We start from the raw sequence: 13,786 nt of genomic DNA on the forward strand, positions 1-13,786 counted from the left end.
AAAGGAGGTGATCCGATGTCTCATGGTTCAGCAATGGGGTCGGTTCAGTTCGTTCGGGAGATGCGCTTCTAAGCATCGTCGCCCGCTGCGGGAGGGTTCATCCTCTCTTCAACGTAGCGGACACGACGGTTCTTGGAGGCCAACATGGTCTCCCGGGCTGGAGCTCTCCGGCCGCTGACCATGTCAAGGGGTTGTCGGGCGTCCGTTCGCGGGCGCTCGGCAACCTCTTCTCATATCTGGTGTGTGCGGGATCGCAGGCGCTTTCCCAACGCGCCGTCGCCCCTGCGGAGGCAGGGGCCCATGTCTCTCGGGTGTGGCGGATCATCTGACACAGACGGGGCGGTCCCAAATGCACGGTCGACGCTGAACGACACAGCCATAGGCTCCTGCCTTCGCAGGAGCGACGGCAGCCTGAAAGTTATTGATACTCACTCGCACTGTCGATAGAGGCCCTTGCATTCAAAGGGGTTCTCATGTTCGTCCGTCATTCCAGCAGCTTCCTCACCCTCGCCGTCCTGCTCGCCGCCACTCCGGCCGCAGCGCAGCAGCATAGCGACACCACCACGCCAGACGACGTGATCGTCACCGGCCGGCAGATGCCCGACCTCGCCAGCGCCGGCACCAAGTCGGCGCTGCCGCTCGCCGAGACCGCCCAGTCGATCACCGTCGTCACCGGCGACCAGATCGAGGCGCTCGGGCTGCAGAATCTCAACCAGGCGCTGCGCTTCGTCGCGGGCGTGACCCCCGAGACGCGCGGATCGAGCGCCGAGGTCTACGACCAGTTCAAGCTGCGCGGCTTCGACGCGCCGGTGTTCCTCGACGGGCTCAAGCAGTTCGGCAGCACCACCGGCTATGCGATTCCGCAGGTCGACGTATCGCGGCTGGCGCGCTTCGAGGTGCTCAAGGGTCCGGCCTCGACACTCTACGGCCAGTCGAGCCCCGGCGGGCTGGTCGCGCAGTCGAGCAAGCTGCCGGTCGACGTACCGCTCTATGGCTCGATCGCGGGCACGTACGGCGAATACAACCTCTACCGCGTCGATGCCGATGTCGGCGGAAGCACCAGCGACGTGCTGTGGCGCGTCTATGGCAGCGTGAACGGCAGCGACACGCAGCAGCGCTTCGCCAAGCGCGAGCGGCAGACCGTGTCGGGCGCGGTGACGCTCGGCAACGGCTCGCGCACCACCTTCACCCTGCTCGGCACCTATTCGCACGATCCGCATAACGGCGCCTATGGCGTCTTCCCGGCGCTCGGCACGCTGATCGATAACCCCAATGGCACATTGTCGACGCGCTTCGACGGTGGCGAGGCGGGCAACCGCTACCAGCGCGAACAGGCGGCGGGGACGTACATCTTCACGCACGACTTCGGCGGCGGCTGGCGCTTCCGCTCGTCGGGCCGTTACCAGAACGTCACCGCGCAGCTCGGGCTGGTCTATGTCAGCGGCGCGCCGGTGGCGGGCAGCACGCGCGTCTATAACCGCGCCAGCTATGCGACCGACGAGGAGCTGAACAACTGGACCTATGACAACCAGCTCGCCGGCACCGTGCGCACCGGGCCGGTGACGCACCGGCTGTTGTTCGGCGTTGACCGGCAGGTCGCGCATTCGACCGAGGTCTATCAGTTCGGCGGCGCGACTCCGCTCGACGTCTACAACCCGGTCTATGGCACGATGACCGTTCCACGCACCCCGGCGCAGGTACCGAACGGCTTCGGCGTAGACAGCATCGATGCACGGCTGCGTCAGCAGGGTATCTACGCACAGGACCAGATGGAGCTGGGCGCACTGCGCGTCACGCTCGGCGGCCGGCAGGACTGGGCCGATGGCAAGCAGATCACCTCGGTCGGCACTAGCGAGAAGAAGGACGACAGGTTCACGTGGCGCGCCGCGGCGCTCTACACCCTGCCCTTCGGCCTCGCGCCTTATATCAGCTACTCGACCTCGTTTGAGCCGCAGTCCGCGACGGTGCGGCGCGGTGACGGCTCGCTCGGGATCGCCGACCCGTCGTTCGGCAAGCAGATCGAGGCCGGCGCTAAGTTCAGCGTGCCTGGCACGCCGATCCTGCTGTCGGGCGCGTGGTTCCGCATCGACCAGACCAACGTCGTGACCTCGACCCCCGATTTCTCGATCTCGCGCCAGACCGGCGAGGTGCGCTCGACCGGTGTCGAGTTCGAGGGCAGCGCGCCGCTCGGGCTTGGCTTTACCGCACGCGCCGCGTACAGCCGCCAGCGCGTCCGCGTGACCAGCGATCCGCAGGATCCGTCGCGGGTCGGGCGCGGGCTGGAGACGGTCGGGCGCGGCGGCGCGTCGCTGATCCTCGACTGGGCACCCGAGCGTGGCACCTTCCAGGGCTTCGCGCTGGGAGGCGCGGTGCGGCATGTCGACGAGGTCTATGCCGGCGTCTACACCCCGCCCGAGAACCCTGCCGCCGCGGCGCCGCTCAACAGCCCGTCGTACACCGTCTATGACGCTTGGGCGCGGTTCGATCTCGAGCGATTGAGCCCGTCGCTCAAGGGGCTGACCGCCTCGGTCAACGCCTCCAACCTGTTCGACAAGACCTACATCACTTCGTGCTTCGCCAATTACGCATGGTGCTGGTACGGCAACCGCCGCGTCGTGCAGGGGACGATCGCCTACCGGTTCTGATCAGAGCCGCCATCGTCATGGCGACCCCGGCGAAGGCCGGGGGAAGCAATCCAGGGCGTCCTGGTCCGGCTCTGGATTTCTTCGCTGCGCTCGCAATGACGAAGTAACTCGATATCAATACGATTTGCGGTGAACCTCTGATCGGCCCGCCCGTTCGCGCCCGGATACCGGGAGAGTTGCGACATGGACGATCAGGGCACCACGCGCCGTACCATTCTGGGCGGCGCCGCTGCGGCGGGACTGACCTTCGGCGGCGCGGGCGGCGCGGCGGCGCAAGCGGGCGCCGCGCCCGCTCCGGCGGTGCCGCTCCGCGACCCGCGCAGCAAATATACCAGCCAGCCCTTCCCCGAGCAGCGCCAACCGTGGCCCGCGCTGCAGGGCAAGATGACGCCACGCCCCGACAGCGGCGAGACCAGCTACCGCGGCTCGGGCCGGCTGGCCGGGCGCAAGGCGTTGGTGACCGGCGGCGACAGCGGGATCGGCCGCGCCGCCGCGATCGCGTTCGCGCGCGAAGGCGCCGACGTCGCGATCAATTACTATCCGACCGAGGAGCCCGACGCGCGCGAGGTCAAGGCGCTGATCGAACAGGCCGGGCGCAAGGCGGTGCTGCTCCCCGCCGACATCCGGAGCGAAAAGGCCTGCACCAAATTGGTCGCCGATGCGGTGCGGCAGCTCGGCGGGCTCGACCTGCTCGTCAACAACGCCGCCTATCAGCAGAGCAAGGCCGACATCTCGGAGATCAGCGACGAGCAGATGGTCCGCACCTTCGAGACCAACATCTTCGCGATGTTCCGCATCGCCAAGGCAGCGATCCCGTCGATGCCGCCGGGCTCGGTCATCATCAACACCGGCTCGGTCAACAGCTACGACCCCGGCGAGGAGTTGCTCGATTACGCCAGCACCAAGGGCGCGATCCTGATCTTCACCAAGGGGCTCGCCAAGCAGCTCGCCAAGAAGGGCATCCGCGTCAACATGGTCGCACCCGGCCCGATCTGGACGCCGTTGCAGGTCGCGGGCGGGCAGTTGCCGGGCAAGATGGGCGAGTTCGGACAGGACACGCCCATGGGCCGCGCCGGGCAGCCCGCCGAGCTGGCCCCGCTCTACGTGGCGCTGGCCGAGGACGGGACGAGCTTCTCGACCGGCACCGCGGTCGGCGCGCACGGCGGCAAGGGTAATCCATAACCACTTCGTCATTGCGAGCGCAGCGAAGCAATCCAGGGTTCCGCGCGACGCCCTGGATTGCTTCGCTGCGCTCGCAACGCCGGGCTTGCAGCAACCTCACTGACCCAGATCAACGCACGGCTTTTCCACGGAACGCCCTTCCCCGACCGGCGATTGACCGCGCGACAGGAAAGGAGCCGCCATGGCCGATGACGCCCCGCTCGCCGCCGCCAAACACGACAAGCCGACCGCGCTTGCCGCCCGCGCCGTCACGATCAACCAGCCCGTCGCCGAGGTCTATTCCCGCTTCCGCGACTTCGCCGCCTGGCCCGCGTTCATGGAGAATGTCGTGCGCATCGACGTGCACGACGAACGCCGCTCGCACTGGGTCGTGAAGGCGCCCGGCGGCAGCAACGTCGAATGGGACGCGCGGATCACCGAGGAGGTCCCCGGCAAATTGCTGGCCTGGGAGAGCAAAGACGGTGCCGAAATCCCCAATCGCGGCCGCGTCGAGTTCCGCGATGCCGGGGCGCGCGGCACGGTGATCGTCGCGACGATCGACTATGATCCGCCCGGCGAGGTGATCGCCAAGATGTTCCAGCGCGAGCCGGCGATCCAGGCGCGCCGCGACCTGCGCCGCTTCAAGCAGCTGCTGGAAACCGGCGAGATCGCCACCCCCGCGATGAACGCCAAGCAATTCGAGGAGATGGGGCTGTGAAAGCGATCGCCTGGCACGGCAAGCACGATGTCCGCGTCGACACCGTCGACGATCCCGGCATCGTCAATCCGCGCGACTGTATCATCAAGGTGACCTCGACCGCGATCTGCGGCTCGGACCTCCACCTCTACGACGGTTATATTCCGACGATGCAGTCGGGCGACATCCTCGGCCATGAATTCATGGGCGAGGTGGTCGAGGTCGGCGCGAAGTCGACGCTCAAGAAGGGCCAGCGCGTCGTCGTTCCCTTCACGATCTCGTGCGGCAGCTGCTATCATTGCACCAAGCAGCAATTCTCGGCCTGCGACAACGGCCTGCCCGCCGACAATCAGGACATCGCGCAGGAGCTGTACGGCCAGCCGATGGCCGGACTGTTCGGCTACAGCCACATGACCGGCGGCTATGCCGGCGGGCAAGCCGAGTACGTCCGCGTGCCGTTCAGCGACGTCGGTCCGATCGTGATCCCCGACGGGGTCGAGGACGACAAGGTGCTGTTCCTCTCCGACATCCTGCCGACCGGCTGGATGGCGGCGGAGAATGCCGACATCGAACCGGGCGACACCGTCGCGGTATGGGGCTGCGGCCCGGTCGGGCTGTTCGCGATCCAGTCGGCGTTCCTGCTCGGCGCCGAGCGCGTGATCGCGATCGATCACTTCCCCAACCGGCTCAAGCTGGCCGCGCAGTTCGGCGCGGAGACGATCAATTTCGAGGAAAGCGCAGTCTATGAGGCGCTGATGGTGATGACCGGCGGGATCGGCCCCGATGCGGTGATCGACAGCGTCGGGCTGGAGGCGCACGGCTTCTTCGTCGACAACGTTCTGGACCAAATTAAGGTCTCGACCTTCACAGGCACCGACCGCGCGCACGCCAACCGACAGGCGATCATCGCGTGTCGCAAGGGCGGACGCGTGTCGATGCCGGCGGTCTATGGCGGGTTCGTCGACAAATGGCCGCTCGGCGCGTTCATGGAAAAGGGTTTGCAGCTCAAGACTGGGCAGACCCACGTCCAGCGCTACCTCCCCGCGCTACTGACCGCGATCCTCGAAGAGAAGATCGACACCACCTTCCTGATCTCGCACCGGATGCCGCTGGAGAAGGGGCCGGAGGGATACAAGATGTTCCACGACCAGCAGAATGACGTGACGAAGATCGTGCTCAAGCCGGGGATGGCGTGACAGGCCGTCTCGGGACCACCCACCTCCGTTCGCCCTGAGGAGGAGCTGAGCGAAGTCGAAGCCCCGTCTCGAAGGGCACGCGCGACAATGGTGCTTCGAGACGGCCTCTCGACTTCGCTCGATGCCTCCTCAGCACGAACGGTTTACGAACAGGAAACCCACCATGCCCAACAAATTCGCGATCATCACCGGCGCCTCGACCGGCATCGGCTTCGAACTCGCCACGCTGGCTGCCAAGGACGGCTATGACATCCTCGTCGTCGCCGACGAGCCGCTGATCGACGCCGCCGCCGCCGACTTCAAACAGTTCGGCACGCAGGTCACCTCGGTCGAGGCCGATCTGTCGACGATCGACGGCGTCGACCGGCTGCTCGCCGCCGCGGAAGGCCGCCCGATCGACCTGCTCTGCGCCAACGCCGGCAAGGGGCTTGGTCGCGGGTTCCTCGATCAGGACGTTGCCGACTGGCGGCGGGTGGTCGACACCAACATCACCGGCACGCTCTACCTGCTCCAGAAGGTGCTGCGGCAGATGACCGAGCGGCATCAGGGCAAGGTGCTGGTCACCGGCTCGATCGCGGGTTTCATTCCGGGCAGCTTCCAGGCGGTCTACAACGGCACCAAGGCGTTCGTGGATTCCTTCACGGACGCCCTGCGCGACGAGTTGAAGGATCACGAGGGAATCACGCTGACGACGCTGATGCCCGGCCCGGTCGACACCGAATTCTTCGACCGCGCCGACATGATGGACACCGACGTCGGCACCTCCGACAGCAAGTCCGATCCCGCCAAGGTCGCGCAGGACGGCTGGGACGCGCTGATGGCGGGCAAGCATTCGATCGTCTCGGGTTGGAAGAACAAACTGCAGGTCGCCGCCGCGCACATCCTGCCGCCCGAGGTGACCGCGCACCAGCACCGCAACATGGCCGAACCGGGCACCGCGAAGAAGTAGACGTCATTGCGAGCGGAGCGAAGCAATCCAGGGCGGTGCGCGGAACACTGGATTGCTTCGCTCCGCTCGCAATGACGACCTGATTATCATCGGCGGATCAATCCCCCGCGAACGTCCACCCAGAGATCGCCCGCTCGCGCTCGTTGAGCACCATCGCGCGCCCGGCAGGCGGTGCGGAGCGCTGCGGACACGCCATCCGGTGACACCCCCGGCACCCCAGCCCGACCGGCGTCGCCGCGCCGGTCAGGTCGAGCCCGCGCGCCGCCGCGAGCGTCCCGGCCACCTCGGCCGGCACCCCGAGCGCGATCGCGAACGTGCTCTCGACCCGGTTCGCTCCCGCCCCCACCGAAGCGCCGGTCACCGCCACCGACAGCGTGAACCAGCGCGCGCCATCCTCCAGTTCCAGCAATTGCGGGACAATGCTCCCCTGCCGATCGAACGCATGGTGCACGCGCCACAGCGGGCAGCGCGTCTCGCCCGCGAGCAACGGCGTGTTGCTCGCCCCCGCGAAGCGCTTCGACACCAGCCCGGCGCGATCGACGCGCAACAGGAAGAATGGCAGTCCCCGCGCCCCGACGCGTTGCAAGGTCGTCAGCCGGTGCGCGACCTGCTCCAGCCCCGCCTCGAAGCGCCGCGACAACACGTCCAGATCACAGCCGCTCGCCTCGCAGGCACGCAGGAACCGGGCGTACGGCATCATCACCGCCGCCGCGAAATAGGCCGACAGGTGCCGCCGGAACAATCGTTCCGCCACGCGGTCGAGCCCCGCGCCGCGCACCAGCGCGTCGATCTCCGCGCGCGCCTCGATCATCCCGCATTGCGTTGCCAGCGCGAAAGTCCGCGACCAGGGCGCGAGCCGCTCCGCGAGTTGCACCTGCCGCGCGTGCAGGTCGACGCGGACGAGGTGATCGGGCAGCGCCTCGACGGGCAGGACGCGAATCGCGAGCCCGTGTCGGACGCGCAGCCGCTCGACCAACGCGCCATACAGGTCCGCGCCGACCAGCCGCAGCTCGTCGGCGAGTGTCTCGGCCGCGACGTCGAGATCGGGAAAGTGGTTGCGCCAGCGCTCGATCTCGCGCCGCACCGTGCTCGCCGGGTCGTCGAGCATCGGGGCTGCCGCGCCACCCTGCCCGCGGTCGAAAGCGCGCGCGAACGCCTCCGCCCCGCCCGGCGCAGCGGCGAGCCACTCCTCGACCTCGCTGCGATCGACTTCCAGATCGGCGAACAGCGGGTCGGCCAGCCGCCGCCGGATCGCTTCCGCGCCCCCGCCCGGCTCGCCCGCGGCCAGCACGCGCGGATCGAAGTCGAACCGGTCGGCGAGCGTCACCAGCAACCCCGCCGGTACCGCGCGCTGGTTGCGCTCGATTAAATTGAGATAGCTGGGCGAGATGGCGAGCATCTCCGCCATCGCCGCCTGCGTCAGGCCGTGGCGCCGCCGCAGCCGCCGTACCGCATGACCCGCCAGCAGCTTGTCTCGGCTCACCCGCCTCTCCTGTAAATTCCTTTACAACCCGACGGAACGTAGCTCGTCCAGGCGGACGAAGCGACACGAATTTCCCGTCAATTGCTGACGGGTCGCACGAACCTCACGGTACGATGCTCCCATTCACCACAAGGGAGACGTCATCATGCCGCACACCGAACCGCAGCGCAGTCGCGCGGTCTTCTCGACCGAGGATTTCGGACTGATGAAGGAAGCGGTCGCGCATTACGTCCGCCAGATCGCCGACGATCCGCGCTCGTCGAAATTCTCCAACCTGTACCACCGCCTCGGGCGGCTCGGCTGAGAGGATCGCCATGACCTATCAGGACAGCGTCGCCGCCGCACAGCGCACGATCACGCAGGCCGGCCCGGGCTGGCACGGCATCCAGCCCGAGGCGGTGGCGCGGATGCAAATGCAGAACCGCTTCCGCACCGGGCTGGACATCGCGCGGCATACCGCCTCGGTGATGCGGCGCGACATGGCGGCCTATGATGCCGACCCGGGCGCCTATACCCAGTCGCTCGGCTGCTGGCACGGTTTCATCGCGCAGCAGAAGATCATCAGCATCCGCAAGCATTTCGGCACCACCAAGGGGCGCTATCTCTATCTGTCGGGCTGGATGGTCGCGGCGCTGCGCAGCGCGTTCGGCCCGCTCCCCGACCAATCGATGCACGAGAAGACCGCAGTGCCGGCGCTGATCGAGGAGATCTACACCTTTCTCAAACAGGCTGACGCGCGCGAACTCGGGCTGATGTTCCGCGACATCGACGCGGCGCGGGCGGACGGCAACGAAGTGGAGGCGCAACGGCTGATCCACGCGGTCGACCATTACGACAGTCATGTCGTCCCGATCATCGCTGACATCGACGCCGGCTTCGGCAATGCCGAGGCGACCTATCTGCTCGCGCGCAAGATGATCGAGGCCGGCGCCTGCGCGCTTCAGATCGAGAACCAGGTCTCCGACGAGAAACAATGCGGGCATCAGGACGGCAAGGTGACCGTGCCGCACGAGGACTTCCTCGCGAAAATCCGCGCCTGCCGCTACGCGTTCATGGAACTGGGCGTCGAAGACGGTATCGTCGTCGCACGCACGGACTCGCTCGGGGCGGGATTGACCAAGCAGATCGCCTATTCACGCGCTCCCGGCGACCTCGGCGATCGGTATAATGCGTTTCTCGACGCCGAGCCGATCGACAAGCCGGAACGCGGCGACGTCTTGATCGAACGAGACGGCAAATTGCTGCGCCCGAAACGCCTCCCCTCGAACCTGTTCCAGTTCCGTGCCGGCACTGGAGAGGATCGCTGCGTACTCGATTGCGTCACCGCACTACGTCACGGCGCTGACCTGTTGTGGATCGAAACCGAGCGGCCCGACATCGCGCAGATCGCCGGGATGGTCGACCGCATCCGCGCCGAAGTCCCCGACGCCAAGCTGGTCTACAACAATTCGCCCAGCTTCAACTGGACGCTCAACTTTCGCCAGCAAGTCTACGATCGGTGGCACGAGGAAGGCCGTGCCCTCGACGGCTACCAGCGCGCGCGCCTGATGGACCCGGGTTATGACGAATCCGCGCTGGCGATGGAGGCCGATGAGCACATCCGCACCTTCCAGCGTGATGCCTCGCAGCGCGCCGGCATCTTTCATCACCTCATTACCCTGCCGACCTATCATACCGCTGCGCTCGGCACCGATCTGCTGGCGCGCGACTATTTCGGCGCGGCGGGAATGCTCGGCTACGTCAAGCACGTGCAGCGTCGCGAGATTCGGGAGGGAATCGCCTGCGTCCGACACCAGAACATGTCGGGCAGCGATATAGGCGACGACCACAAGGACTATTTCGCCGGCGAGGCGGCGTTGAAGGCTGGCGGGGCACAAAACACCATGAACCAGTTTGCCGCCTGATCTTCCTCCAAACTCACAATGGCGACTTTTCGTCGCATTGTAATATTACTGCCGTTGCATGACGCGTTGCGGCATGACAGTAGCCGTTGGCCTCGAGGGAGATGGTAAAATGAAGAAGTTTCTGATGGCGGCTGCGGTCGCTTCGCTCGCCACCGTTCCGGCGGTTGCGGCTCCGGTCAACTCGGCTGCCAGCCTGTCGGTCGCCAAGGCCGCTCGTGCGTCGGCTCCGACCGCGAAGAAGAACGAACTGGCCGGTGGCGGTCTGATCGTTGCGGCCGTTGCGGCGGCGGCGGTGATCGCCGGCATCATCATCATCGCCGACGATGGTGACGATTCGGACAGCAACTAAGCTGTTCTGAGGCATTGAAGGGGGGAGCGGCGCCGGCGTCGCTCCCCCCTTTTTTGTGCGTATCTTTATCCGCCCTTTGCGGACGGCGCGTCACCCGACCGCAACTGCCGGCACCTGAGGGTGCCCCTCCCGTCCCGCATCGGTCACGAACACCCCGGCCCGCGCCGCGCGCGCGCCCCAGCGTTCGCTTGCGGTCCACTGCACGATCAGCGGCGACAGCAGCAGCCCGGCGGTGACCGGCGACAGCCACAGCGCCGCCGCCGGCATCAACGGTGACAGGGCGAGCAGCACCACGCCCATGCCCAAATGCCAGCGATAGCGCGGCAGGATCGCCGACATCGGCAATCCGTCGACGCGGCGGTTCTGCGGATGCCATTCCGCCTTGCGCTGCGTGGCGATCCCGATCAGGTCGATCGTCTGGGTCAGCGCGATCCCCGGCGCCGCGAGCGTGGAAAGCGGTACGTCGATCAGCACCGAACGCAGGATTCCGCCGGCACCACCGAGCGCCTGCCGCCGACGCCCGTCGGTCAGCGCGTGAAGGATACCGAGCAGCTTCGGCCCGAACAGCAGCGCCAGCGTCAATTCCAGCACCATCCCCGACGGATCGCCGGACATCAGCCCGGGCTCGCCGCGCACCGCCTGCACCACGCTGACCGCGATCAGCAGCAGCCACAGCGGCGAGGCGAGATAGCCCGCCGCGCCCAGCAGCAATTGCAACCGGTTGATCCAATGGAAGCCCGAAGCGCCGAGCAGCGCCATGTGCTGAAGGTTGCCCTGCGCCCACCGCCGATCGCGCACGCCAGCGTCGATCAGCGTCGGGGGATATTCCTCGAACGTCTCCTCGGTCATCACCATGTGCACGCGCCAGCCGCGCCGCCGCAGCAGCGCCGCCTCGACGACGTCGTGGCTCATGATCGTGCCCCCGAACGGCGGCGCGCCCGGCAGCACCGGCAATCCGCAACTGTCCGCGAAGGCTTGCACGCGGATCAGCGCATTATGCCCCCAGAAGGTCGCCTCCGCGCCCGACCACCACACCAGACCGGCGGTGGCGGCGGGGCCGTAGATGCGGCTGGAGAATTGCATCCAGCGCTGGAACAGCGTCGATGCGTTTATCACTTGCGGCACGGTCTGGAGCAAGGCGACGCCGGGCCGGCGGTCCATGATCTGCGTCATCCCGACGATCGTCTCGCCGCCCATCAGGCTGTCGGCATCGAGCATCAGCATATAGTCATAGGCCGCGCCGTGCGCGCGCAGCCAGTCGGCGATATTGCCCGGCTTGCGTCCGATATTTTCGACGCGGCGATGATAATAGATCGCACACTCTGACCGCTCGGCCAGCGCCTGCCACGCCGCCACCTCCGCCGCCTCGTTTTCGGCGGCGGAGTCGCTCAGGATGAAGAAGTCGAACGCGCCGCACGTGCCGCTACGCGCCAGCGCCTCGGCCATCTGCGCCAGCCGCCCGCACACTTCGTCGATGTCCTCGTTGTGGACCGGCATCAGGATCGCGGTGCGGCCCTTCAGCGGCTCCGACCAGCGCGGCATCGGGGTGAAGCCGGGGTGGAGCCCGGTCGTCAGGACGATATAGCCGACCACGGTGTTGATGAACCCGAAGGCGAGCAAAGCGAACAGCGGGAAGAAGACTGTCAGCAACAGCATGTCGCTGACCGTCAGCCCGTCGGTCAGTACCGATTCCTTAAGCGTGGTGGAGGCGGCGAGCGCCAGCACCAGCGTCAGCAGCACCAGCAGTGCGCGCCGCGCGAAAATGTCCGCGCTCGATCCGATCGCGCCGTCGAACGGGTCCGGCGCGCGCTCGGGCGGCGGTGGTCCGTCGAACCGCTGCTCGGGCATCTCGAGCGGCGCAGGCGCGGGCAAGCGGGGGCGCGGTGCGTTCATGGGCGGTAGAGCGGTACCAACAGCGTTTCGCTCAGCGTCGCCGTGCCGCGCTTCAGGAACAGCCGCACGTCGGCGGGGCCGTTGCCTTCCGGCGCGACATCGGCGGTCACGCGCCAGCGGTTGCGCTGACCGACGACCGGATAGGCAGCGCTTTCCAGCAGCTTGCCGCGCGCGATGCCGATCTCGGCGCTGACCCCGCTCTGCCGCGTCAGTCCGGCCAGCCCATCGCCGACGAAATCGGCGACCAGCTTGACCGCCCCTGCGATCGGCTCGGCACCGGGCCGCCCGGCGCTGCCGGTCCAGCTGTCGACGACATGCGCGACGCGGTCGAGCGTCGGATCGTCGCCGCCCCAGGTCAGCCGGTAATCATAAGCGAGCCGCTGCCCCGCGCGCACCGGCGCGCCCGGCGTCCAGAAGCACACGACATTGTCGGTCGTCTCGCCCGCGGTCGGGAAAGCGTACAGGATCACGCGCCCGCTGCCCCATTGCCCCTGCGGCTCGATCCACAGGTTCGGGCGACGATCGTAGAACGCGCCATCGTCCTGATAATGGTCGAAATTGCGGTCGCGCTGCAGCAGCCCGAACCCGCGAATGTCATCGGCGGCGAAGCTGTCGGTGGTCGGTTGCGCGGGGTTGCGCAGCGGCCGCCACACGCGCTCGCCCCCCGCCGTGCGCATCGCCAGCCCGTCAGAATCGTGGATCTCGGGCCGCCAGTCGGCGGCGGTCTTGTGGCTGCGGTCGTCGTACCAGAACATGCTGGTCGCCGGGGCAATCCCGAGCCGCGCGACCGGCTTGCGCAGGAACAGCACCGACGACACGTCCTGGACCACCGCCTTGGGATGGCGCGACACAAAGCGATACGCGCCGGTCAGGCTCTCGCCATCCAGCAGCGCATAGATCGTATAGCCGCCGTCGCCGAGCGGCTCGATCCAGAATTCGGTGAAGACCGGGAACTCTTCCTTCTCCAGCCCGGTATCGATCGCGATGCCGCGCGCCGACAGGCCATATTGGTCGAGCGCGCCGGCCGAGCGGAAATAGGACGCGCCCATATAGGCGAGCCAATCGCTGTCCTTGCCCCGCTCCATGACGCGAAAGCCCGCGAAGCCCGGTGCCGGGGTGACGCCCGGCTTGGTTTCGAACAGCGACGGTTCATAGTCGACGCGCGTCGCGCGGCCATTGGCGACGACATTGAGCGTGACGGGCACGGGCGCATATTTGCCCAGCGGAAACGGTCGGATACCACCCGCCAGCGTCCTGTCGGCGCGGTAGCGGATGCCACCGACCGCGTCATAATCGAGCGCAGCGGCAGCCGCGATCGGCGGCACCGCGCGATACGGCTGCTTCGCGAGAGCCTGCGCGCGTTGCTGAAGCACCGCCCACGAAAAGGGCGTCGAGCTGCCCGCGCGCCCCTGCGCTCGGGCCAGCGCCGGCCAGAGCGCCGCAGCGCCCGTCGCCAGCATCGCATCGCGTCGGCTGATAATCGTCATGGCTGCGAAACAAGCTACGCGG

General features: G+C 67.3%; 11 protein-coding genes. 8 read left to right on the forward strand and 3 right to left on the reverse strand.

What is annotated here, in order from left to right; genetic code table 11:
• Window positions 1-473: 473 nt before the first annotated feature.
• The 5 genes from PGN16_RS08125 (at window position 474) to PGN16_RS08145 (ending at window position 6,648) form a co-directional block, all read left to right on the forward strand.
• A complete protein-coding gene (locus PGN16_RS08125; RefSeq protein ID WP_335308911.1) occupies window positions 474-2,645 on the forward strand; it encodes a TonB-dependent siderophore receptor in 2,172 nt (723 codons plus the stop codon).
• A gap of 183 nt (window positions 2,646-2,828) precedes the next feature.
• Complete coding sequence (locus PGN16_RS08130) at window positions 2,829-3,827, forward strand: SDR family oxidoreductase (protein ID WP_335308912.1); 999 nt, start codon at window positions 2,829-2,831, stop codon at window positions 3,825-3,827.
• 181 nt (window positions 3,828-4,008) lie between these two features.
• Window positions 4,009-4,524, forward strand: coding sequence for an SRPBCC family protein (locus PGN16_RS08135; RefSeq protein WP_335308913.1), 516 nt, complete (start codon window positions 4,009-4,011; stop codon window positions 4,522-4,524).
• On the forward strand, window positions 4,521-5,699 hold the full coding sequence (locus tag PGN16_RS08140) for a zinc-dependent alcohol dehydrogenase (RefSeq protein ID WP_335308914.1): 1,179 nt from the start codon (window positions 4,521-4,523) through the stop codon (window positions 5,697-5,699). The genes PGN16_RS08135 and PGN16_RS08140 overlap by 4 nt, the downstream gene beginning before the upstream one ends.
• 163 nt (window positions 5,700-5,862) lie before the next feature.
• On the forward strand, window positions 5,863-6,648 hold the full coding sequence (locus PGN16_RS08145; protein WP_335308915.1) for an SDR family NAD(P)-dependent oxidoreductase: 786 nt from the start codon (window positions 5,863-5,865) through the stop codon (window positions 6,646-6,648).
• Window positions 6,649-6,745: 97 nt separating this feature from the next.
• Here the strand turns inward: PGN16_RS08145 and PGN16_RS08150 are convergent, their stop codons facing one another.
• Window positions 6,746-8,131: a helix-turn-helix domain-containing protein gene (locus PGN16_RS08150; RefSeq protein WP_335308916.1), complete on the reverse strand. Its 1,386-nt coding sequence runs from the start codon at window positions 8,129-8,131 to the stop codon at window positions 6,746-6,748.
• 145 nt (window positions 8,132-8,276) lie between these two features.
• Between PGN16_RS08150 and PGN16_RS08155 the strand changes: the two genes are divergently transcribed.
• From PGN16_RS08155 to PGN16_RS08165, 3 genes are all read left to right on the forward strand, one after another.
• Window positions 8,277-8,435, forward strand: a complete 159-nt coding sequence (locus tag PGN16_RS08155; protein WP_202900634.1) for a hypothetical protein — start codon at window positions 8,277-8,279, stop codon at window positions 8,433-8,435.
• 10 nt (window positions 8,436-8,445) lie between these two features.
• Window positions 8,446-10,035 (forward strand): isocitrate lyase, encoded by a 1,590-nt coding sequence (locus tag PGN16_RS08160; protein WP_335308917.1) that lies wholly within the window; start codon window positions 8,446-8,448, stop codon window positions 10,033-10,035.
• Window positions 10,036-10,144: 109 nt separating this feature from the next.
• Window positions 10,145-10,384: a hypothetical protein gene (locus PGN16_RS08165; protein WP_246346374.1), complete on the forward strand. Its 240-nt coding sequence runs from the start codon at window positions 10,145-10,147 to the stop codon at window positions 10,382-10,384.
• A gap of 90 nt (window positions 10,385-10,474) precedes the next feature.
• Here the strand turns inward: PGN16_RS08165 and mdoH are convergent, their stop codons facing one another.
• Both mdoH and PGN16_RS08175 read right to left on the reverse strand, forming a co-directional pair.
• Complete coding sequence (mdoH, locus tag PGN16_RS08170; RefSeq protein ID WP_335308918.1) at window positions 10,475-12,277, reverse strand: glucans biosynthesis glucosyltransferase MdoH; 1,803 nt, start codon at window positions 12,275-12,277, stop codon at window positions 10,475-10,477.
• Window positions 12,274-13,764: a glucan biosynthesis protein gene (locus PGN16_RS08175; protein ID WP_335308919.1), complete on the reverse strand. Its 1,491-nt coding sequence runs from the start codon at window positions 13,762-13,764 to the stop codon at window positions 12,274-12,276. The genes mdoH and PGN16_RS08175 overlap by 4 nt, the downstream gene beginning before the upstream one ends.
• Window positions 13,765-13,786 lie beyond the last annotated feature (22 nt).

It is taken from the genome of Sphingomonas phyllosphaerae (genome assembly GCF_036946485.1).
Classification (GTDB): domain Bacteria; phylum Pseudomonadota; class Alphaproteobacteria; order Sphingomonadales; family Sphingomonadaceae; genus Sphingomonas; species Sphingomonas phyllosphaerae_E.

Bases quoted from the DNA above. Each gene is read 5' to 3' on its own strand.
- PGN16_RS08155 (WP_202900634.1), top strand. From the start codon at position 8,277: ATGCCGCACACCGAACCGCAGCGCAGTCGCGCGGTCTTCTCGACCGAG.
- PGN16_RS08145 (WP_335308915.1), top strand. From the start codon at position 5,863: ATGCCCAACAAATTCGCGATCATCACCGGCGCCTCGACCGGCATCGGC.
- mdoH (WP_335308918.1), bottom strand. From the start codon at position 12,277: ATGAACGCACCGCGCCCCCGCTTGCCCGCGCCTGCGCCGCTCGAGATG.
- PGN16_RS08165 (WP_246346374.1), top strand. From the start codon at position 10,145: ATGAAGAAGTTTCTGATGGCGGCTGCGGTCGCTTCGCTCGCCACCGTT.
- PGN16_RS08130 (WP_335308912.1), top strand. From the start codon at position 2,829: ATGGACGATCAGGGCACCACGCGCCGTACCATTCTGGGCGGCGCCGCT.
- PGN16_RS08125 (WP_335308911.1), top strand. From the start codon at position 474: ATGTTCGTCCGTCATTCCAGCAGCTTCCTCACCCTCGCCGTCCTGCTC.
- PGN16_RS08160 (WP_335308917.1), top strand. From the start codon at position 8,446: ATGACCTATCAGGACAGCGTCGCCGCCGCACAGCGCACGATCACGCAG.
- PGN16_RS08175 (WP_335308919.1), bottom strand. From the start codon at position 13,764: ATGACGATTATCAGCCGACGCGATGCGATGCTGGCGACGGGCGCTGCG.
- PGN16_RS08135 (WP_335308913.1), top strand. From the start codon at position 4,009: ATGGCCGATGACGCCCCGCTCGCCGCCGCCAAACACGACAAGCCGACC.